The sequence below is a fragment of the Sphingomonas endophytica genome, from assembly GCF_001476895.1.
GTDB lineage: Bacteria > Pseudomonadota > Alphaproteobacteria > Sphingomonadales > Sphingomonadaceae > Sphingomonas > Sphingomonas endophytica_A.
Window position 1 is genome coordinate 27,510 of sequence record NZ_LDTB01000045.1, and the last position, 21,654, is coordinate 49,163.

Annotated in this window: 19 protein-coding genes; 7 read left to right on the top strand and 12 right to left on the bottom strand. The window is 69.1% G+C overall.

Going from position 1 to position 21,654, the window contains the following annotated elements; all coding sequences use genetic code 11:
* The first annotated feature begins 37 nt into the window (after positions 1-37).
* Both NS334_RS11225 and ligA read left to right on the top strand, forming a co-directional pair.
* Positions 38-469: an RrF2 family transcriptional regulator gene (locus NS334_RS11225; RefSeq protein WP_058756048.1), complete on the top strand. Its 432-nt coding sequence runs from the start codon at positions 38-40 to the stop codon at positions 467-469.
* A gap of 52 nt (positions 470-521) precedes the next feature.
* Positions 522-2,669, top strand: coding sequence for an NAD-dependent DNA ligase LigA (gene ligA, locus NS334_RS11230; RefSeq protein ID WP_058756049.1), 2,148 nt, complete (start codon positions 522-524; stop codon positions 2,667-2,669).
* A 50-nt stretch (positions 2,670-2,719) separates the two neighbouring features.
* Here the strand turns inward: ligA and NS334_RS11235 are convergent, their stop codons facing one another.
* From NS334_RS11235 to ptsP, 6 genes are all read right to left on the bottom strand, one after another.
* Positions 2,720-3,976, bottom strand: coding sequence for an MFS transporter (locus NS334_RS11235; protein ID WP_058756050.1), 1,257 nt, complete (start codon positions 3,974-3,976; stop codon positions 2,720-2,722).
* A 131-nt stretch (positions 3,977-4,107) separates the two neighbouring features.
* Positions 4,108-6,090, bottom strand: a complete 1,983-nt coding sequence (ftsH, locus tag NS334_RS11240; RefSeq protein WP_058756051.1) for an ATP-dependent zinc metalloprotease FtsH — start codon at positions 6,088-6,090, stop codon at positions 4,108-4,110.
* Between the two features lie 62 nt (positions 6,091-6,152).
* On the bottom strand, positions 6,153-7,157 hold the full coding sequence (tilS, locus tag NS334_RS11245) for a tRNA lysidine(34) synthetase TilS (protein ID WP_241491920.1): 1,005 nt from the start codon (positions 7,155-7,157) through the stop codon (positions 6,153-6,155).
* Between the two features lies 1 nt (position 7,158).
* Positions 7,159-8,046 (bottom strand): YbgF trimerization domain-containing protein, encoded by an 888-nt coding sequence (locus NS334_RS11250; protein ID WP_058756053.1) that lies wholly within the window; start codon positions 8,044-8,046, stop codon positions 7,159-7,161.
* An 82-nt stretch (positions 8,047-8,128) separates the two neighbouring features.
* A complete protein-coding gene (locus tag NS334_RS11255; protein WP_058756054.1) occupies positions 8,129-9,016 on the bottom strand; it encodes a helix-turn-helix domain-containing protein in 888 nt (295 codons plus the stop codon).
* Positions 9,017-9,127: 111 nt separating this feature from the next.
* Positions 9,128-11,395, bottom strand: coding sequence for a phosphoenolpyruvate--protein phosphotransferase (ptsP, locus tag NS334_RS11260; protein ID WP_058756055.1), 2,268 nt, complete (start codon positions 11,393-11,395; stop codon positions 9,128-9,130).
* Between the two features lie 158 nt (positions 11,396-11,553).
* Here ptsP and NS334_RS11265 point away from each other — a divergent pair, with 158 nt between their 5' ends.
* Positions 11,554-12,297, top strand: coding sequence for a dienelactone hydrolase family protein (locus tag NS334_RS11265; RefSeq protein WP_058756056.1), 744 nt, complete (start codon positions 11,554-11,556; stop codon positions 12,295-12,297).
* A 4-nt stretch (positions 12,298-12,301) separates the two neighbouring features.
* On the opposite strand, the gene NS334_RS11270 is transcribed toward NS334_RS11265, so the two are convergent.
* The 3 genes from NS334_RS11270 to NS334_RS11280 form a co-directional block, all read right to left on the bottom strand.
* A complete protein-coding gene (locus tag NS334_RS11270) occupies positions 12,302-13,198 on the bottom strand; it encodes a glycosidase (protein ID WP_058756078.1) in 897 nt (298 codons plus the stop codon).
* A 62-nt stretch (positions 13,199-13,260) separates the two neighbouring features.
* The gene (locus NS334_RS11275; RefSeq protein ID WP_241491922.1) at positions 13,261-14,031 is read right to left on the bottom strand and encodes an SDR family NAD(P)-dependent oxidoreductase; all 771 of its coding nucleotides are present in this window, start codon (positions 14,029-14,031) and stop codon (positions 13,261-13,263) included.
* Positions 14,032-14,102: 71 nt separating this feature from the next.
* Positions 14,103-14,876: a VOC family protein gene (locus NS334_RS11280; protein WP_058756057.1), complete on the bottom strand. Its 774-nt coding sequence runs from the start codon at positions 14,874-14,876 to the stop codon at positions 14,103-14,105.
* A gap of 207 nt (positions 14,877-15,083) precedes the next feature.
* On the opposite strand from NS334_RS11280, the gene NS334_RS11285 reads away from it, so the two are divergent.
* Positions 15,084-16,550 (top strand): MFS transporter, encoded by a 1,467-nt coding sequence (locus NS334_RS11285; protein ID WP_058756058.1) that lies wholly within the window; start codon positions 15,084-15,086, stop codon positions 16,548-16,550.
* Positions 16,551-16,557: 7 nt separating this feature from the next.
* On the opposite strand, the gene NS334_RS11290 is transcribed toward NS334_RS11285, so the two are convergent.
* Both NS334_RS11290 and NS334_RS11295 read right to left on the bottom strand, forming a co-directional pair.
* Positions 16,558-17,238, bottom strand: coding sequence for an anti-sigma factor family protein (locus NS334_RS11290; RefSeq protein ID WP_058756059.1), 681 nt, complete (start codon positions 17,236-17,238; stop codon positions 16,558-16,560).
* Positions 17,235-17,699, bottom strand: coding sequence for an RNA polymerase sigma factor (locus NS334_RS11295; RefSeq protein ID WP_058756080.1), 465 nt, complete (start codon positions 17,697-17,699; stop codon positions 17,235-17,237). The genes NS334_RS11290 and NS334_RS11295 overlap by 4 nt, the downstream gene beginning before the upstream one ends.
* Positions 17,700-17,805: 106 nt before the next feature.
* Between NS334_RS11295 and NS334_RS11300 the strand changes: the two genes are divergently transcribed.
* The 3 genes from NS334_RS11300 to NS334_RS11310 all read left to right on the top strand — a co-directional run bounded on the left by NS334_RS11300 (position 17,806) and on the right by NS334_RS11310 (position 21,014).
* Positions 17,806-19,032: a S8 family serine peptidase gene (locus tag NS334_RS11300; RefSeq protein WP_058756060.1), complete on the top strand. Its 1,227-nt coding sequence runs from the start codon at positions 17,806-17,808 to the stop codon at positions 19,030-19,032.
* 73 nt (positions 19,033-19,105) lie between these two features.
* Positions 19,106-19,942 (top strand): PRC-barrel domain-containing protein, encoded by an 837-nt coding sequence (locus NS334_RS11305; protein ID WP_153002717.1) that lies wholly within the window; start codon positions 19,106-19,108, stop codon positions 19,940-19,942.
* Between the two features lie 121 nt (positions 19,943-20,063).
* Positions 20,064-21,014, top strand: a complete 951-nt coding sequence (locus NS334_RS11310) for a cation diffusion facilitator family transporter (RefSeq protein ID WP_058756062.1) — start codon at positions 20,064-20,066, stop codon at positions 21,012-21,014.
* On the opposite strand, the gene NS334_RS11315 is transcribed toward NS334_RS11310, so the two are convergent.
* Positions 21,006-21,650, bottom strand: coding sequence for a DsbA family protein (locus NS334_RS11315; RefSeq protein WP_058756063.1), 645 nt, complete (start codon positions 21,648-21,650; stop codon positions 21,006-21,008). The two genes, NS334_RS11310 and NS334_RS11315, sit on opposite strands and share 9 nt — an antisense overlap.
* Positions 21,651-21,654: the final 4 nt, after the last annotated feature.

The following is a 21,654-nucleotide window of genomic DNA, read 5'->3' on the forward strand; positions in this document are numbered from 1 at the left end:
CATTTGCGCGCCACAATATCCCTGTATATAGTGGGCTATGCTTACCCAGCGCTCCCGTTACGCTTTGCGATCGATGTTGTTTCTCGCCGGCGTACCAGCCGGAGCGCCGCCGACCCCGATGACCCGGATCGCCGCGGAGGCCAACGTCCCCCGCAAGTTCCTGGAACTGATCCTTGCCGATCTGCGCGATGCCGGATTGTTGCACAGCTATCGCGGCAAGATGGGTGGCTATGTCCTGTCGCGCCCGGCGCAGTTGATCTCGCTCGGCGAGGTGATCCGCGTTATCGAGGGGCCGCTGGCCTTGGTCCCTTGCGTCAGCCGCACGGCCTATCGCCCGTGCAAGGATTGCAAGAGCGAGGCGGAGTGCGCGATCCGGCTGGCGATGATGCGCGTTCGCGATGAAACCGCGCGCATCCTCGACGGCACCAGCCTTGCGGATGCGACCGCGCAAAGCCTGGCCGCTGCCTGACGCTCCCCGCGATGCTCTGGACGGGTCGTCGCGCTGCTTATAGGCCCGCGCGATGACCGAGTTGCCGCTGCCCGAGACGATCGACGACGCCGCTGCCGAGTTGGAGCGGCTCGCCGCAGAGATCGCGCATCACAACCGGCGCTATCACACCGAAGACGCGCCGGAGATCAGCGATGCGGAATATGATGCGCTCGTCCGCCGCAACACCGCGCTCGAGCGCGCTTTCCCCGCGCTGATCCGTCCCGATTCGCCCAGCCGGCTGGTCGGCGCCGCCCCCGCCGGACATCTCGCCAAGGTCCCACACGCCCGCGCGATGATGAGCCTGGATAATGGCTTCTCCGACGAGGATGTCGCAGAATTCGTCGCGCGCGTCCGGCGTTTCCTGAAGCTGCCCGACGACGAACCCGTCGCGCTGACCGCCGAGCCGAAGATCGATGGCCTCTCCTGCTCGCTCCGCTACGAAGCGCGGCGGCTGGTGCAGGCGCTGACGCGCGGCGATGGCACGGTGGGCGAGGACGTCACCGCCAACGTCCGCACCATCGCCGACATCCCCACAACGCTGCCCGATACCGCCCCCGACGTCTTCGAGGTGCGTGGCGAGGTCTATATGGAGAAAGCCGCCTTCGCCGCGCTGAACGTCAGACTGGCGGATGAGGCGAAAGCGACCGGCAAGGAAGCGCGCCAGTTCGCCAATCCGCGCAACGCCGCAGCGGGGTCGCTCAGACAGAAGGACGCGGCCGTCACGCGGGAGCGCCCCTTGCGGTTTCTGGCGCATGGCTGGGGTGAAACGGCGGCGCTGCCCGGCGGTACGCAGGCCGAGGTCGTTGCGGCGCTGCGCGACTGGGGATTCCCGGTCGCCCACGCCTTCACCCGCTGCGCCGACGTCGCCGCCGCGCTGGCGGTCTACCGGTCGATCGAGGCGAGACGCGCTGACTTGCCGTTCGACATCGACGGTGTCGTATACAAGATTGACCGGCTCGACTGGCAGCAGCGCCTTAGCAGCATCGGTCGCGCCCCACGCTGGGCGATCGCGCACAAATTCCCGGCCGAACGCGCGCAGACGACGCTGGATCGGATCGACATCCAGGTCGGCCGCACCGGCAAGCTGACCCCGGTCGCGCGGCTGAAACCGGTGACGGTCGGCGGCGTCGTCGTCACCAATGCGACGCTCCACAACGCCGACGAAGTGGCCCGGCTGGGCGTCCAACCCGGCGACCGGGTCGTCCTGCAACGCGCGGGCGACGTGATCCCGCAGATCGTCGAGAACCTTTCCGCCGACGCGACGCGCGCGCCATGGCCCTTCCCCCTCATCTGCCCCGAATGCGGATCGGAGGCGATCCGCGAACCGGGCGAGGTCGACTGGCGTTGCTCCGGCGGACTCGTCTGCCCGGCGCAACGGGTTGAGCGGCTCCGGCATTTCGCCTCGCGCCACGCGCTCGATATCGACGGGCTCGGCATTACCAGCATCGAAAGCTTCTTCCATGACGGGCTGATCGATCGCCCCGCCGACATCTTCCGCCTGACGATCGACCAGTTGCTCGCGCGCGATCGATGGGCGGAGGTGTCGGCGCGCAATCTGATCGCCGCGATCGACGCGCGCCGCACCCCGCCGCTCGACCGGTTCCTGTTCGCGCTCGGCATCCGCCATGTCGGCGAGATCACCGCGCGCGATCTGGCGCGGCGTTGGAAAAGCTGGGATGCGTTTCGCGCGATGATCGGTCAGGCCGTGGCCACCCGTGACGCGATGATACAGGCGATTGGGGAGAGCGACGACAAGCTGCTCGCGCGCACGGCCAAGGATCTGGCGGCCATCGTCGATACCAAGCAGGTGGGGCCGGAAGTGGCGCTCGCGCTGATCGACTTCTTCGCCGAGGAGCATAATGACGCAGCCGTCCGCGACCTGCTGACCCATATCACCCCGGCCGACGTCGTGCATGAAACCATCGCGTCAGAGGTGTCGGGCAAGACTGTGGTGTTCACCGGAACGCTGGAGACGCTCAGTCGCGACGAGGCCAAGGCCCAGGCTGAGTCGCTCGGTGCCCATGTTTCGGGCTCGGTGTCGAAGAAGACCGACCTGCTGATTGCCGGGCCGGGTGCAGGATCAAAAGCGAAGAAGGCGGCCGAACTCGGCATCCGTGTCGTGGATGAAGCCGGGTGGATCGCGATCGTGCAGGCGGCGGGTCGCGACGAGGCGCTCTGACGGAATGGAGGTCACGGGCTCCCGCTACGACGCCTCCACCTTCCTCGGCATCATTTCGACGCCCGCGTCTCCGGCATCGCGATCCAGTACAATCCCAGGCCCGCCGCCGCGATCACCGCCAGGGCCAGGAACGCCATAATGTAGCTGGTCATGACGATGATCGTGCCTGCCAGCGTGGCGCTCAGCGCAGCACCCAGGCCCTGCGCGGTGGCTACCGCACCCTGCGCGACGTTGAAGCGCCCGCTGCCGCGCGTCAGGTCGGCGATCACCACGGGGAACAACGCACCGAAGATCCCCGCTCCCACGCCATCCAGCGCCTGCACCCCGACCAGCCACCACGGATCGTTCGAAAACGTGTAGAGCGCGCCCCGGGCCGCCAGTACGGCGAAGGCGGCGAGAAAGATCGGCTTGGTACCCCAGCGGTCGACCCGCCTGCCGACCAGAACCGCCATCGGCACCATCACCAGTTGCGCGGCGACGATACAGGCGGCGGTCAGCGACGTCGCGCTATCCTTGCCGGCGGTGCGCGTCAGCAACTGGCTGACGGAAGTCAGCATCGCGGCGTTGGCGAGATGGAACAGGAAGGCGACCGCCGCGAACAACAGCAGGGCGCGATTTTCGACCAGCATCCGCCAGCCGCTGGGCTGCTCGCAATCCGCATCTGCGCCATCTTGGCAATCCAGGCCGCGCGCCACATCGTTATCGATCGCGCGATTGTCGATCCGCAGCGCCACCGCGACGCTGGCGACGGTCAAACCGCCCATCAGCCAGAACACCACTTCCGGCCCATATCGCCACGCCAGCGCGCCCGCCAGCGCGGCGGATACGGCATTGCCGGCATGGTTGAAGGCCTCGTTGCGGCCGACTCGCCCGGCAAAGGCCCTGGTGCCGACCAGCCCGAGCGTAATGGCGGTGATCGCGGGGGCGAACACCGCCCCGGAGGCGGCTGCGACCGCCTGGGTCATCGTGACCAACGTCCTGCCATGGACGAACGGCAGCGACACGCTGGACGCGGTTACCAGCAACGCGGCGATGATCACCAGCGCCGGCTTATTGCGGGCACGATCGATCAGCGCACCAGCCGGGACCTGCGACAATAGGCCGACGATTCCTGCGATCGTCAGCGTCACGCCGACCGTTGCCTCGTTCCAGCCATGACGCGGCCCTCGCACGGCAAGCAGATAGATCGCCAGATAAGGTCCGAGACCGTCGCGCACATCAGCAAGGAAGAAGTTCAACCAATCGAGCGTCGCGCCGCTACTTTGGGTCGGGCGCGGGTGTGGGCGGGCAAGCGTCATCGTCGTCATACGGCCGTTCACCCTGGGCACGGAAGCGCGTCGGGCGGAGGAACGACGGTGGCGTCCGAATTGATCCAGATCGCTGACATGAAAAAAGGCGGCCCGTGGGGGCCGCCCATTAGCGTTTACCAAAGGCGCTTTTACACGCCGGCGGGCGACGGATTTCCGAACGGTCCCGATGGCCGCTTCGTCTTCGGGATCGAGGTGCCGACTGATGGCACCGACGGTGCCTTCGGCCCCTGATCCATCCGATCGATTTCCTCACCAGCGATCAGGCGCTTGATCTCATCGCCGGTCAGCGTCTCATACTCCAGCAGCGCGCCGGCCAGCGAATGCAACTGGTCGAGATGATCGGTCAGCACCTGCTTGGCGCGGTGCAGGCCGCCCTCGACGATCGCCTTGATCTCGTCATCGATCAGCTGCGCGGTCGCGTTCGACATGCGGACCGGCTGGCTCGACGAATAACCGAGGAAGCTCTCGCCCTCCGGCTGCGCGTACTCGACCGGCCCGACCTTGTCCGACATGCCCCATTTCGTGACCATGTCGCGCGCCAGACCCGTGGCGTACTGGATGTCGCCGCTCGCGCCGCTGGACACCTTGTCATAACCGAAGATCACTTCCTCGGCGACACGCCCGCCCATCGCCACCGCTAGGTTCGCGTACATCTTGTCGCGATGATAGCTGTAGCTGTCGCGTTCCGGCAGGCGCATCACCATGCCCAGCGCGCGACCGCGCGGGATGATCGTCGCCTTGTGGATCGGGTCGGATGCCGGCTCGTGCAGCGCGACGATGGCGTGACCGGCCTCGTGATAAGCGGTCATGCGCTTCTCGTCCTCGGTCATGACCATGCTGCGACGCTCCGCGCCCATCATGACCTTGTCCTTGGCTTCCTCGAATTCAGCATTCGCGACCAGGCGCTTGCCCTTGCGCGCCGCCATCAGCGCGGCCTCGTTGACGAGGTTGGCGAGATCGGCACCCGAAAAGCCCGGGGTGCCGCGCGCGATCGTCCGCGCATCGACGTCGGGGGCCAGCGGCACCTTCTTCATATGCACTTCGAGGATCTTCACGCGACCATCGATGTCGGGACGCGGCACCACGACCTGACGGTCGAACCGGCCCGGCCGCAGCAGCGCGGGATCGAGCACGTCGGGACGGTTGGTCGCCGCGACGATGATGATGCCCTCGTTCGCCTCGAACCCGTCCATTTCGACGAGCAGCTGGTTAAGCGTCTGTTCGCGCTCGTCATTGCCGTTGCCCAGCCCCGCACCACGATGACGACCGACCGCATCGATCTCGTCGATGAAGACGATGCACGGCGCGCTCTTCTTGGCCTGTTCGAACATGTCGCGCACGCGGCTGGCGCCGACGCCGACGAACATCTCGACGAAGTCCGAGCCGGAGATGGTGAAGAACGGCACGCCCGCCTCGCCCGCGATCGCGCGCGCCAGCAGCGTCTTGCCGGTACCCGGCGAACCGACCAGCAAGGCGCCCTTGGGGATCTTGCCGCCCAACCGTGCGAACTTCGTCGGATCCTTCAGGAAGTCGACGATCTCGGTCAGCTCGGCACGCGCCTCGTCGATGCCGGCGACGTCATCGAACGTGACCTTGCCTTCCTTCTGGGTCAGCATCCGCGCGCGGCTCTTGCCGAAGCCCATCGCGCCGCCCGCGCCGCCGCCCTTCTGCATCTGGCGCAGCACGAAGAAGGCAATGCCGAGAAACAGCAGGAACGGCAGCGACTGGTACAGCAGAACCATCCAGATCGAAGGCCCTTCCTCCGGCTTGCCCGCAACCTCGACCCCCGACTTGCGGAGGCGGTCCATCAGCCCGGAGTCCTGCACCGGATAGGTGCGGAACTTGTCGCCACTGGAGAAGGTGCCGGAGATCATGTCCCGACTGACATTGACGTTCTTCACGGTCCCTTCGTCGACCTTGTCGAGGAAGGTGGAATAGGCGATCGTGTTACCCTGCGCGGCGCCCGTCTGCCCCTGGAACAACGTCACCACCACCGCGAGCGATAGCAGCACGCCGACCCAGATCAGCAGGCTCTTCATCCATGGGTTCGGACCACCCGAACCGCCATTGTCGTTGCCGCCGTTCCCGGGCTGCCTGTCGTTGTCGTTCATCGGCTACCTTTCCATCGGCTAATGTAGGCTCGCAGGGGTTAATGGCAATGGAACAAGGTCGTTCAGACTGATCGACGTGGCGGTGCGGCGCAAAATATCCATCCGTCGCGCGCCGGCCGGATCAAAATACCCGCCTGCGTGGCCGCCCGCCCGGTTTCGAGCGCGTCCAGCACCCCCTCGACATTCGCCGAGTCGCGGAAATCCGGCCGACTGATCCCCAGCTCCGTGCGCGTAGAGGCGATCGCGCGCCGCAGCAGGCGGCGACGCACCTCGCGGGGCTCACCGGCCGCCGGCAGCGGCTGACCGGCACCATGCCAGCACGTCGCCCAGATCCGCTCCGCGAACTGCGACAGTACCTCGTCCGCCTCGGCCAGGAATCCGGCGGAGGCGGCGAGCGCGACCGGATCGAGCGCGGGCGTGGCAGCGAGCAGGGCGCGGATCGCAGTACGATCGTGCCGCGGATCGTCGTTGGAAGGATCGTCGACGAACGGCGTCGCGCTTTCCTCCACCAACGCCCGCAGTTCGGCGCGTCGCCAGCCGAGCAGCGGACGGAGCACGACACCGAAGGGATCGGATCGAACCGCACGAATGGCGGCCAGTCCGCCCAGCCCGGACGCGCGCCGCAGCCGCATCAACAACGTCTCCGCCTGATCGTCGGCGTGGTGCGCGGTAAGCAGCATCGCCACCCCCGCCTCCCCCGCCCACGCCGTCAGCGCGGCATAGCGCGCGTCGCGGGCGCGCATCTGGACGCTGTTGCCGGTGATCGGCGCGGCGGGAACCAGGGTGCGATGCGGCACGCGCAGCGCCGCACAGACCTCCGCGACAAGCCGCGCCTCCATCGCCGATTCGGCACGAAGGCGATGGTCCACCGTCGCAACGGTCACGCGCCCGGGCATTGCCGCTGTCGCGAGCCGCAGCATCGCCATGCTGTCGGGTCCGCCCGACACGGCGAGCGCGATCCTGCCCTCACCCGGCGGCGTGCCCCCGTCGAACGCCTGCGCGACCAGCCGGAGGAGATCGCGACCAAATCGCGCCACCGCCGCCTCGGGCAGCGGCCGCAACGTCACCTCACTTGCACTTGGCGGCGGCGCGCGCCTTGACAATATCGGCCTTCATCTTCGCCGAAATGGTCGCGCCATATACGTCGGTGAGTTCACCATAGACCTTGCAGGCGTCCGCCGCCTTGTCGAGCTTCACCAGCGCGCTACCAAGGTAATAGAGGCTGTCCGGCGCCCGCTCGCCGTCCGGGAACTTCTTGTAATTGTCGTAGAAGGCGATCGACGCGAGGCTGGGCTTGCCGTCGTCGAGATAGGCGCGACCGATCAGGTTCTGGGCATAGCTGGCGCGCCGCGACTTCGGATAATCGGCGACGACCTTTTTCAGCGCCGTCACTGCCTCGCCGTAACGCTTCGCCTCCCACAGGCGGAAGCCATAGAGATAGCCGTCCTCGGCCGCATCGCCGGTGCTGGGCTTCACGACATTGGCAGCCGGACCGGACGCCGCGGCCGGGGCCGGAGCTTCGGGGACGGTCACATCCGGGCCCCCGACCGGCGGTGCGGTCACTGTCGACACGGGTGGCGGGGCGGCCAGTTTCGCGTCGGTGGCCTTGCGATAATCCTCGAACTGCTGCTCCAACTGGCGCAGCCGATGGTCGTTCTGCTCGATCTGCCCGGTCATCGCGGCCAGTTGCTGTTCGAGCGAAGTGACGCGCGATGTCAGGTCGGTCAGCGCACCCGACGCGGGCACCCCGGTCTGTTCGGTCGGCGTAGGCGCGGTCGGCGCGATCTGCGGCTCTACCATCATGCCCGCGCCGCCGGGGAACACCTTGCGCTGCACCGCGCGCATTTCGCTTTCCAGCTTGCCGACCCGTGCGTCCAGCGGCACGTCGCGCTGCGCCATGGCGGGGCTTGCGAGGGTCATGGCGATCGCAGCGCCCAGCAGAAATTTGGTCATCATGTCATCCCACGATGCTCGATCACATCGGATATAGGCTTGAAATTCTTTGCTGTCGTCCGTGCCAGACGGCCGACGGCGATCATCATTGCCCCACGACCGGCCGGAACGCCGGAGGTGACGCAGGCGCCGACGATCCCGTAGCGGACGGCGACGCGAGCGGTGCCGCGCCCGACACGCCCGAGAAGCGCGCCGCCAGCGCCGGAGCGCTGATCCCGACGTCCTTCATCGCGCGCTTGCCGTCACCCAGCGGCGGCAGCGCCCGGCCATCGACGGTGATCGTCAACTGATCGGGTCGCCCGATGTTCAGCATCGGCCGATCGGTCCCGGCGGGCACCTCGAACGTCTGGCCCGGCTGCAGCGTGCCGGTGAACAGCGTCTTGTTCGCGCCGTCATATACCCGCATCCACACCTCGTTCTTCGCGGTCAGCACCACCTGCCCGGTCGCGGGCGTCGGGCTCGGCGGCGGAACCGGCGCGCTGCGCGCCACCGTTGCCGCGGGACTGGCCGCGACCGCTTCCGGTGCTTCCTGCGTGCCGCGGAACATCCCGGTCGACAGCCAGAGCACGCCGAGCACCAGCACCGCCAGCCCGAGACCCGCCGCGACGATCACCGTGAAGCGCGACGGCCCGCGCGACGGATCCGCGATCTCCTCGATATGATGCTGGCGCATCGGCATCGCGCCGCGCGCCAGTTCGCTGCGGATGCCACGCCCGATCTCGGTCTGGTCCAGCCCGACCGCGCGCGCATACGCCCGCGCGAAGCCCGAGGCGTAGGTCGGCGACGGCAACAGGTCGAGCCGGTCGTCCTCCAGCGCTTCGAGGAAGCGCTGCGTCACGCGCGTGCGTGCCGCCACCTCCGCCACCGACAGCCCCTGCGCCTCGCGGGCGGCACGCAGCCGCGCACCCACGGTGCCGGGCGCGGGCGCGCCGGACCGGGCGGCTGCTTCTGCGGGATGCTCGCCTTCGCTCATTCCTGTCTCCGACCCCGGCATTCGTGGCAATGCATTACCATTCGTCTTTCAAAGCGGCACCGGAGTGTCAACCGATCCCGGTCACCCGTCCTGGCTCGATCCGTCCGATTGCTATGCCAGTTCGACGCCGTGCTCCGCCGCCCACCCGGCCAGCGCACCGCGCATATCGCGCGGCGGATCGGCGAGCAGCCCGTCCACGAAGGCGGTCAGGGCGCCACGATCGAGTGAGCGGATCATCGCCTTGACCGGGCCGACCGCCGCCGGGGTGATCGACAGACGGTCGATCCCGATCCCGATCATCGCCATGGCCTCCAGCGGGCGCCCGCCCATCTCGCCGCAGACGCCCACCGGGACACCGGCGTTCGCCGCGGGCACCACCACACGGCGCAGGAAGCGCAGGATCGAGGTCGAGAGCCAGTCGTACCGCTCCGCCAGCTTCGGATTGGCGCGATCCGCGGCGAACAGGAACTGGGTCAGGTCATTGGTGCCGATCGACAGGAAATCGACCTTGGGCAACAACAAGTCGAGCTGGAATGCCAGCGCCGGGACCTCCAGCATCGCGCCATAACGGGTGTCCAGCGGCAACCGCTTGCCACGCGACGCGAGGAAATCGCGCTGCTTCTCGAAGAGCGCGCGCGCCTCGTCGAACTCCCACGCCTCCGACACCATTGGGAACATCACGTTCAGCGTCCGCCCGGCCGCCGCCTCCAGCAGTGCACGCGCCTGCGCCTTCATCAACCCGTCGCGCTCCAGCGCGAGCCGCAGCGCCCGCCACCCCATCGCCGGATTTTCCTCATCCTCGGCATGGACCAGATACGGCAGCGCCTTGTCTCCGCCGATATCGACGGTGCGGAAGATCACGGGGCGCGATCCCGCCGCGTCCAGTACCTCGCGGTACAGGCGCTGCTGACGCTCGCGCTGCGGCAGCGTCGCGGAGACGAGGAACTGGAACTCGGTGCGGAACAGACCGATCCCGTCCGCGCCGGTCACGTCGAGCGCCGCCACATCGTCGCGCAGCCCCGCATTGACCATCACCGTGACGCGGTGACCGTCCTTCGTCTCGGGCGCGACGTCGCGCAGCGCGGCATAGGCGGCCTTGCGCTTCTGCCGCGCGGCCAGCTTGGCATCGAAAGCCTCCTCCATCGCGGCATTGGGGCGGACGGTCAGCGTCCCCTCGGTCACGTCGAGCAGCAGCAGGTCGCCCTCGGCGATCAAGCGCCGGACGTCGCGGACGCGGCCCAGCACGGGCACCCCCATCGCGCGCGCCACGATCGTGACGTGCGCGGTCAGCGATCCTTCCTCCAGCACGACGCCCTTCAAGCGGCGGCGGTCGTATTCCAGCAGTTCGGCCGGCCCCAGGTTGCGCGCGATCAGGATCGTGTCCTGTCGAAGGCCCATCTGCGCGGCGGTGCCCATCTGACCGGAGACGATCCGCAGCAACCGGTTGGACAGATCCTCCAGATCGTGCATGCGGTCGGCAAGCAACGGATCGTCGATCTCGCGCATCCGCTGGCGCGTACGCTGCTGCACGCGTTCGATCGCCGCCTCGGCGGTCAGCCCGCTGTCGATCGCCTCGTTGATGCGCCGCGCCCAGCCTTCGTCATAGGCGAACATCTTGTAGGTGGCGATCACCTCCTGATGTTCGTCGCCGACGCCGAACTCCGCCTCGCGTGCGATCCGGTCGATCTGCTCGCGCATCTTGTCGAACGCGGCATAGACGCGGTGGCGCTCCGCCTCGGTATCCTCGGCGACGGTATGCTCGATATGGACGCGCGGCTGGTGGAACACCGCGCAGCCCGCCGCCATGCCGTCCACCAGCTTCTGCCCCGCGATCCGCGTCGGCGCGGTCGATTGCGGGCGATCGCGCGGATTGGCCTGATCGATCAGCCCGGCATTGGCGATCAGTTCGCTCAACACCATCGCGACCGTCTGCAGCGCCTCGATCTCGACATCCTCGTACCGGCGGGGATCGGCATGCTGCACCGCCAGCACCCCCACCGCGCGCTCTCGCCGGATGATCGGCACGCCGGCAAAGCTGTGATAGCGATCCTCGCCCGTCTCGGGCTTGTAGGCGAAATCCGGGTGGCTTGCGGCTTCGTCGAGGTTCAGCACCTCGCTGTTGTGCGCGATCGTCCCCACCAGCCCCTCGCCCAGCGCCAGCTTCGTGACGTGCACCGCCGCCGGATCCAGCCCGCGCGTCGCGAACAGTTCCAATACCCCTTCGCGCAACAGGTAGATCGAGCAGACCTCGCTATCCAGCGCCTCGCCGATGATCTCCACCACCGAGTTGAGCTTGGCCTGCGCGTTCGACCGCGCGGCCATCACGTCATGCAGGTTAACCAGGATTTCGCGGGCGGAGCGGGCGGCGGACACGGGCATGGCCGAGTGGCTATCAGACCTGTGGCTCGGGTGCCACGCAGCATTTCGTCGTAGCGGCTCGTCGCCATTAACTGTAACAATTGTCGCCCATCAAGCGCGCTTGGCACCGCCGCACGAAACCGGCAGGACTCGCCTCAGCCGAGCAGGAGCGTGCCCCGATGATCATCCGCAGCGACGAGACCCAGGATGTAGAGGTGCCGGGCAGCGGCACGATGCGTGTCCACCTGTTCCGCCCGGCCGTCGACGGGCGCTTTCCGGGCATCATCCTCTTTTCCGAAATCTATCAGGTGACCGCGCCGATCCGGCGGCTGGCGGCGATGCTCGCCGGCAACGGCTTCGTCGTGGCGGTGCCGGAAGTGTATCACGAATACGAGCCGCTGGGCACCGTGCTGGCCTATGATCAGGCGGGCACCGATCGCGGCAACGACCTGAAGTTCACCAAGCCGGTCGCGGGCTTTGACGCCGATGCGCGGGCGGCGGCGGATGCGCTGGTGGCGCACCCCGCGTGCGACGGGCGGCTCGGCAGCTTCGGCGTCTGCCTGGGCGGACACCTCGCCTATCGCGCCGCGCTGGATCCGCGCGTGACGGCGGCGGCGTGCTTCTATCCGACCGACATCCACGCCGGAACGCTGGGCGAGGGGCGCGCCGACGACAGTCTGGCGCGGATGGCGGAGATCCGCGCCGATATGCTGTTCGTCTGGGGTCGGCAGGATCCACACGTCCCCTTTGCCGGTCGCGAGATGATCCGCGCCCGGCTGGAGGAGGTGGAGGCGCGCTACGAGTGGCACGAACTGAACGCGCAGCACGCCTTCCTGCGCGACGAAGGGCCGCGCTACGACCCGGCGCTGTTCCTCCAGTCCATGGCGCTGACGCTCGCCTTCTATCGCCGTGCCCTGGGGTGAGGGATCAGCTCCGCCGGATCAGCGCGCGCGCCAGCCGGCGGTCCTCCAGCGAGTAATAAAGCCAGATCGCGCCGTTCGCGACCACCACCGATGCCGCAAAGGCGATGTCGGTTGCGCTGCGATCGTCGACCGGCGGCGGCGTGACCAGCGGCTCGATCCCACGCGCGACCACGCGCGTGTAATCGGCATCGAACGCTACCCAGCCGATCCGCCACCGCGCATCGCGGGTCGCGCCGTTGTAGAACATTACCGGGCGCGCCGGATCATCGGTCAGCAGCGGGCCGGTCGACAGATGCCAGTCGTCCCAACTTTGCTCGCGCGGCATGAACGGTGTCGGCTGCTCCTCCCACGGGCCCGCGACATCCGCGCCCACCGCCATCCCGATCCGCGACGCCTGGTCGGCGGCATATTCGTAAAACAGCCGCCACCGTCCGTCCGGCGTGCGATCGACCGTCGCTTCCTTGGTATTGCCTTCCGACTTGGACGATGCCAGCGCGACGCCGCGCTTGGTCAGCTTGTCGAGCGACGGGCCGGTCGCATAGGCCAACTCGCCGTGCGCGTGGTCCGCCAGCACGCCGGTATAATAAACGACATAGCCATCGTCGCGACCGACGACGGTGGGATCCTCCACCCCGCCGGCGTCGTGATCGTCTGGCCCGGGCGCGATGGATGGCCTGTCCAGCATCGTGAACCGCAGGCCATCGTCGCTCCACCCGGCCCAGATCACGCCGGTATCGGTCAGTTCCTCGCCCGGTCGCACCACCGCGCGGACCATGATGCCCCAGCGGCCATCGGCCTCACGCCAGATGTACGGACTCATCAGGTCGCGCGCCATCAGCGCGGCCGGCCCATCCAGTATCACCTGCTCGATCCGGCGGACGTTGAAATCGAGATCGAGCATATTATCGGCCACGCCGTCTTTGCGGTGCGGATCGGCGATCCCGGCGGAGGAGAGCGGCCCGCTCATGCGCCCAGCGCCTGCATCAGCGACAGCCCGCCGTCGATCACGATCCGTGCGCCAGTGATGTAGCGCGCCTTTTCGGAGGCGAGGAAGACGGCGAGGTCGGCCACCTCCGACGGATCGCCCGCACGACCGAGCGGGATGTTGTGCTCCAGGGTCGCGCGATAGGCGGCGTCCGACTGCGCGCGCGCGTTCATCGGGGTCAGGATCATCCCGGGCTCGATCGCATTGACGCGGATGCCGCGCGGCGCTTCCTCGATCGCCAGCGTCTCGACCAGATTGGAGAGACCGCCCTTGGCCGCGCAGTAATCCGCACCGCCCGCGCGCACCGCATAAGCGTGGATCGAGGAAATGTGCAGAATCGCCGCAGCCCCGCTCGCCTTGCCGCGCCCGGTCAGGAAGCGTCGTGAGGTGAGAAACGCTCCGGTCAGATCGGTGTCGAGCAACCGCCGCCACTGGTCCAGCTTCATATCGCGCACCGGTACACCGGTCATGTTCAGCCCCGCCGAGTTGACCAGAACATCGGCCGGTCCCCATATGCGTTCGACCTCCGCAAAGGCAGCATCGACCGATCCCTCGTCATCGACATGCGCCTGGACGGTCATGGCCGCACCGCCGGCCGCGCGCACCGCATCGGCGGTGCGCTCCGCCGCCGCAGCGTCCGCGAAATACAGTACCGCGACACGAGCGCCTTCCCCGCCGAACGCCTTGGCGCACGCGGCACCTATGCCCGATTCCGCGCCCGTTACCACTACCGTCCGGCTCGACACGATCACCTCCACGATTGTTCGGCTTCGGGAACGATCGCGGGCAGTTTTGGTTCGCGCCCGATGTGTGAACGCCGCTAGGGCCGGGGGCCGACCAGACCGATCTGATGGCCGGCGGGGTCAAGAATGTTGGCCGAGTAATCGCCGCCGGGGATCGCGTCCGGCCCCTGGATCAGTGTCCCGCCACCGGCTTGCGCGGCATCGATCGCGCGATCGATATCGTCGACGAGGAAGTAGACGTTCCACCGCGCGGGCGCCCCGGTGAGCGCGCTGGACATGATCGCGCCGGGTCGCGCCTCGCCCGCGCCCATAAAGGCATATTCGCCCATTTCGCCCATCGGCATCGCACCCTCGCGGGTCCAGCCGAACAGCGCCCCATAAAAGGCGAAGGCGGCCTCGGGTGCCGGCGTGGCGAGTTCGATCCACACGCCATGCCCGATGGCGCCGGGCTCGGGTTTGAACGGGCGTCCGGGTTCTTCGCGCTCCGGCTGCATCAGCGACACCACGATGCCCTGCGGATCGTGGAGCACCGCGACTCGACCGACATGCGGAATGTCCATCGGGCCGAACGCGACCTTCCCGCCCGCCGCCAAAGCCGTGGCAAGCGTTGCCTCCAGATCATGCGTCAGCAGGTAGAGCGACCAGCCTCCGGGGGCGCCCGGAGGCGGCGGAGACATGATGCCCGCCACCCGTTCGCCGTCCGGTGCGCGCGCCAGTACATAGTCGCGGTGGTCGGGAGCGGGCGATTCGGCGATCACCCAACCGACCAGGCGCGCGTAGAAGTCCGTCGCCGCCGGCCGATCGGCCGTGGCGAGTTCGAACCAGATCGGGGTACCGTCGCGCAGGGTCATGTTCGTCACTCCAGCCGCTCAGGAAGAAAACAAGCCGAATCCGCACCCGATCGTGTCATGAATGCCCTTGTCAGGCCAGCGCGCAGTCGATCGGTGCGTGTGCGTCTGAACAAGTTGGGCCGCGTGTGGTTAAACGGGGTCGGTCGAACGACGACCTGGGAGCTTGAGCGAACATCGATGCGGTGGAGACGACGTAACCTGGCCTCGATGAGCGCGGATGTCGGTGACGGGCTGGCCCCGGCGGTGGAGGCGGTGACCAGCGGCGCGGCGCGCCCGCCCGCTGCGACGCGCGGCTATCGCGTGATCGCGCTGGTGGTGGCGTCGGCGCTGTTCATGCAACAACTCGACGGTACGGTGCTGACCGTCGCGCTGCCGACGATGGCGCGCGATCTGGGAACGCCGGCGACCAGCCTGAGCCTTGCGCTCACCAGCTACCTTCTGGCGCTCGCACTGTTCATCCCCGCCAGCGGCACGCTGGCCGATCGCTTCGGATCGCGCAGCATCTTCGCCAGCGCGATCCTCGTCTTCCTGCTCGGCTCCATCGCCTGCGCGCAGGCCGGATCGCTGCCGATGCTGGTCGCCGCACGCTTCGTCCAGGGGATCGGCGGCGCGATGATGGTGCCGGTCGGGCGACTGGTATTGCTGCGCAGCGTTGCCAAGGAGGACATGGTTCAGGCCTTGTCCTGGCTGGTCATGCCGGCGCTGGCCGGCCCGATCCTGGGGCCGCCGCTGGGCGGATTCATCGTCACCTGGCTCGACTGGCGCTGGATCTTCTATCTGAACATCCCGTTCGGCATTGCCGGCGTGATAGGCGCGCTGACGCTGGTGCCCGACGTGCCCGGCGACGCACGGGCGAAGTTCGACATGGCCGGCTTCGTCCTGTCGGGATTGTCGCTCGGCTGCCTGCTGTTCGGGTTCGAGCTGGCCAGCCGCCCCGGTACCGGCATCGCGGCGCTGGCGCTGCTCGTCGTGGGCGCCGTGATGGGCATGATCTATTTTCGCCACGCGCGGCACGTTGCCGACCCGATCCTGGACCCGACGCTGATGCGGATCCCGACCTTTCGCCTGTCGGTGATCGGCGGCTCGCTGACGCGGATCACGCAGGGCGCGCAGCCGTTCCTGCTGCCGCTGATGTTCCAGCTCGGCTTCGGGCTGACCGCCGCGAAGACGGGGACGATCACCATGGCGGGCGCGATCGGCGCGCTGGCGATGAAGGCGCTGGCGCCGCGCGTGCTGCGCCGCTGGGGCTTCCGCCGCGCGCTGATCGTCGCGGGGGTGGGAAGCAGCGCCGGCTATGCGACGTGCGCGCTGTTCCGCCCCGACTGGTCGATCGCCGCAATCATGCTGGTGCTGGGCATCTCGGGCTTCTTCACCTCGTTCCAGTTCACCGGCTACAATGCGATCGCCTATGCCGATGTCGGCAAGGCGCGGATGAGCGCCGCGACCAGCTTCTACGCCACCTTCCAGCAGCTGACGCTATCGCTCGGCATCTGCACGGCGGCGACGGTGCTGGAGCTGGGCACGCTGGCCGGACATCGCGCGCAGCCGACGCTGACCACCTTCTCGGTGGCGTTCCTCATCGTCGCGGCGATCTCCATGTCGGCAGTGATCTGGAACCGGCGTTTCGCCGACGATGCCGGCGCGGAGATGAGCGGCCACCGCGAAGCGCGCTGATCCCAGGTCAGCGCCAGCCCCTCGCCCGCGCCGCGCGCTCACCGGCGGCATCGAGTGCCTCGCCCGCCATCATGTCCTGCGCCGCCGCCATCAGTTCGGCGTCCGACGACCCCGCCTGCGCATAGTCGCCACCACCCCGGGGCGTCGTCCCCGGCATCGTCCGGCGAAGTGCCCAGCCATGCTGGTCGCGACAGGCGATACCGTCCGCGACGGGCGCGGCGAACACCCGGCAATAAGCTTGCGCATGGTCACGGAAGCTGAGCGCCACGCGCACGCCGTCCGCCGTCGCGCCGCCCGGCTGATCGTCGAGCGCGCGCGCCAGCGCCCCACGGGCATACAGCCCACCCGAAGTCGCGCCGACCGGGCCGCGATCGACCATCCGCCCGATCGTCACCCCCGCGACCAGACAGGCCGCCATCGCCGCTGCCGCCTGCCACCAGGCGGGTCCGCGCCGGGCCGGCGGCAGCGCGACGACGTTCGCCGGGATCAGCGCCGCCAGTCGCGCCGGCACCGGCTCCGCCGCGATCGGCGCGAACCGCGCCTCCAGCCGACGGCGCAGCGCCCGATGCCGCTCCACCTCCGCGCCCAGCGCGGGATCGGCGGCGATCGCCGCCTCCACCCGCCGCGCGCGCAGCGGGTCGAGCGCGTCGTCGGCATAGGCCATCAGCTCTTCGGGACCGATCGTCATGCCAGCTCTCCCAGCCGGGCCATCAACGCCTGTCGCCCGCGCACCAGCCGCGAGGTGAGCGTCCCCATCGGGATGTCCAGGATCGCCGCCGCTTCCTTGTAGGCCAGCCCCTCGACCAGCACGAGCGCCACCGCCTCGCGCTGCTCGTCGGGCAGCGCCTGCATCGCCGCATCGACTTCACCCAGCACGACGCGCGCCTCCGCCCCACCATGGTCGCCGACCCCCTCCCCGGCCTCCGCCGCGACGAAAGTCTCGGCAGCGCGGCTGCGGGCGCGGGTGGTGTCGATCCAGCTATTGCGCATGATACGGTACATCCAGCTATCCAGTCGCGTTCCGGGCTGCCACGACGATCGCGCCAGCAGCGCCTTCTCGACCGTCACCTGGCACAGATCGTCGGCATCGGCGCCATCGCGGGCCAGCGAGCGGGCGAAGCGCCGCAGTCGCGGCAACATCGCCAGCATCTCCTCCTCGAACGCCGCCAAGCCAACTCCCTTCTTGCATGGATGAAACGGATGGTGTCCGCCGTTTCATCCACATCAGGTTGCATTTTGGCAAACGGGGAAGCGGATGAAGCGCGCGACGACATGGCTGATGGCGGGCGGCGCGGCGATGCTGGCGGCGACGACGGCGGCCGCGCAGCTGCTGCCCCGCATGCCCGGCCTGCCGGTCGACATTCCCGGCCGCGCGATCGGCGATACCCTGGCGCAGGGAGCCGCCCGCGTCGCCGAGGAAGCGGGGCGCACGCTGGAACAGGCGCGCCGCAGCACGATCGCGCGGCTGGTCCGCGATCATCCCGATGCGATCGCGCTCGATCCGCAGGGCGACCCCGCGCGCGCGGGCGAGGTGGTGATCGATAGCCCCGACGAGTCGCTGCTGACCGTCGCGTTCGCCCGCGGTTATGCCATGATCGAGCGCGACGACGTGCTGGGCGTCGGCTTCGTGCGGCTGCGCACGCCGCCGGGCCGCTCGCTGAAAGCCGCGATCGCCGAATTGCGCAAGCTGGGCGCGGCGGTGAGCGCCGATCAACTCCACGCGCCGAGCGGTCGCGCCCCGGCGATGGCCGCCCCCTCTGGCGGCATCGGCCCGATCGTCGGTGTCATCGACGGCGGGGTGGCCGGCGCGGCGCTGAGCCGTGGGTTCGCCAGCGGGGCGCCGCGCGCCAACGACCACGGCACCGCCGTCGCCTCGCTGATCGCGGGCGGGCGCGGCATCCAGGGCGCGTTGCCGGGCGCGCGGATCGCCGCCGCCGATGTCTATGGCAGCGATCCGGCCGGCGGCAACGCCACCGCGATCGCGAAGGCGCTGGGCTGGATGGTCGAACAGCGCGTGCCGGTGGTGACGATCAGCCTGGCCGGTCCCGCCAACCCGACGCTGGCGCGGGTGGTCGCCGCCGCGCAGGCACGCGGGCTGGTGATCGTCGCGGCGGTCGGCAACAACGGTCCCGCCGCACCGCCCGCCTACCCGGCCTCCTATCCGGGCGTGATCGCGGTCACCGGAGTCGACGCGCGCGACCGCCCGCTGATCGAGGCGGGCCGTGCCGTGCATCTGGACTATGCCGCACCCGGCGCGGACATGCTCGCCGCCGGAAGCGACGGGCGTCCCCGCAAGGTGCGTGGCACATCGTTCGCCGCCCCGCTGGTCGCGGGAACGATCGCGCGCTTCTACCCGGCGCTCGCCCCGGGCGCGATCCGCCCCGCACTGGCGCGCGTCGACGCAGCCGCGCAAAAACCCGGCAACCGCAAGAACTTGGGACGCGGCATCGTCTGCAAGGAATGCCGCACCCCGGCACAATGAAAAAATTTTCGCGCAGACGGGATTAAAGCGGCACGTCGCCCCGTTCTCCCAGCAACAGCAAAGGAGAGCAATGATGAAGACCCTTCTGTCGACCACCACCGCCCTGGTTCTCGCCTTCGTATCCGCCCCGGCCCCGGCCCAGTTGCTTGGTGGCGCCGGTGGCGCGCTTGGCGGCACCATGGGTAGCACGATGGGAACACTTGGCGGCGCCGGCAACGGCAGCCTCGGCGGGATGATCGATCGCGACGGCGGCGCGCTTGGCGGCCTGAGCACGACCCGCGCCTCCAGCCGCACCGACCGTAACGTCGACACCCGCCGTGGCCGCGCCAGTGCGCGCCATTCGAGCAGCGCGGATTCGACGCTGACCGGCGCGACCCGGATCGGGGACACCGCGATCGGCGGCAACGGTTCGGTCTCGGGCAGCGCGAACGGCGGCGCGGACGCCAGCTTCGTCGGCACCGACGCGATCCGCGACACGGTCGGCAATGGCGTGAGCCGGGCGCGCAACGCCGCCACCGCGACCGGTGAGCGCGTGCGCGGCACAGCGCAGCGGGGGCGCGATGCCGCCCCCCCGGCCGCCGGCAACGCCCGTGGCGGCGCGAGCGGCTCGGGCTCGGGTATGCTGTCCGGCACTGGCAACGGCGCGTCGGGCACGCTCGCGCTCGCCGGCAGCGGGGCGGCGGACGCCGGCGCCTTCGCGGTCAGGCCGGGCATGGCGGTGCGCGATGCGAAGGGGCGCGCGATCGGCACGGTCCAGTCGGTCCGCTCGACCGGAGAGGGCGCGGTGCGGCAGGTGCTGGTGAAGGTCGGCGACAGGACCGCCGCGCTGCCCGCCGCCAACTTCTCGGGCTCGGGCGACGTCCTCGTCTCCGCCATGGGCAAGGGCGCGGTGAAGGACGCCGCCGAGTAATTGCGTCGCCGGAGCGATGACGGGCGCGTCCGGCCACCGCCGGGCGCGCCATCGCCTTTCGGGGAACCCCCGCCCCGCCCCGGCGTCTCGATCCCGCAGGATCAGCCGGAAAGACACGTGGATGAGTGAGACGAACCCCAAGGGCTGGCGCGAGAATATCGTCCTGCTCGGCGCGCTGGCCGCCAATCTGGGGATCGCGGTCGCGAAGTTCGTCGCCGCGGGCCTCTCCGGCTCGTCGTCGATGCTGACCGAGGGCGTGCACTCGCTGGTCGACAGCGGCAACCAGGTGCTGCTGCTCTACGGTCAGCGCCGCGCACGCCGCCCGCCCGACGAGGCGCGGCCGTTCGGCTATGGCAGGGAGCTGTATTTCTGGGCGTTCGTCGTCGCGATCCTGATCTTCGCGATCGGTGCGGGCGTGTCGATCTACGAAGGCTATCTGCACATCATCCGGCCCGAGCCGCTGGCCGATCCGCTCATCAACTATATCGTGCTGGCGATCGCGCTGCTGCTGGAAGGGTCGTCGTGGACCATCGCGGTGCGCGCGTTCGACAAGACCCGCGGCGAGATGGGCTGGTGGCAGGCGATCCGCGAATCGAAGGATCCGGCCGGGTTCATCGTGCTGTTCGAGGATTCGGCGGCGCTGATCGGCCTGCTGGTCGCCGGGATCGGCGTGTGGCTCAGCCATGCGACCGGCGAGCCGCGCATCGACGGCTATGCCTCGATCGTGATCGGCGTGCTGCTGGGCGCCGTGGCGGTGGTGCTGGCGCGCGAGTCGAAGGGGCTGTTGATCGGCGAGCGCGCCGACCCGGCGGTGATCGCCCGCGCGCGCGATATCGTCGCGGCACACAAGGAGGTGACGCACGTCAATCATGTCCGCACCATCCACAACGGCCCGCACACGGTCTTCGTCGCGATCAGCGCGGATTTCGAGGACACGCTGCCGATGGGCCGCGCGGAGACGTTGATCGAGGACATCGAAGCGGAATTGCGCGGCGCGCTGCCGCAGCTCAGCTCGATCTATATCCGCCCCGAGAAGCGTGAGGGCGCCTTCCGCCTTCCGGCCTCAGCGTAGCGCCCTCGCCCGCGCGAACAGGCGCGCGACATCGCCGGCGTCGATGGCGCCGAGCACCAGCAACGGTCCGGCCAGATAGCCGGGCGTTCCCGGCAGCCCGATGGCGCGCGCCTCCGCCGCATTGGCGCGCAGCCGCGCCGCGACTTCCGCCTCGCGCGCGGCGAGGTCGGCGGTCAGTCGCGCCCAGTCGCCCCCGGCCCCTGTCACCACATCCGCCAGCATCGCGTCGTCGATCGTCCGCGCATCGGTCATCAACCGCGCGTGGACCGGCGCATGGATCCCCTGCCACGCGCTCGCGATCGCCACCTGCGCCGCGCGCTCCGACGGCGGGCCGAAGATCGGCCAATCCTTGTGGAGCACGCGCACATCGCCATCGGCGCGCACCGCCTCCGCCAGTGCCGGATAGGCCCGGCGACACGCCGCGCAGCGATAGTCGCTGAACACCGCCATCCGCAGCGAGGCGTTCGCGGGGCCGCTGGCCGGCGCGCCCTCGCTCAGGATCGACGCCACCATACCAGAGGCACGCACGTCGCGCCCGATCGGCGCGGTGCGGCGCAGGGCGCGCCCGGTCAGCCAGCCGCCCGCCAGCACCACGCCCAGTATCGCGACATCCCGCCGCCCGATCGATCCCGCCATGGGA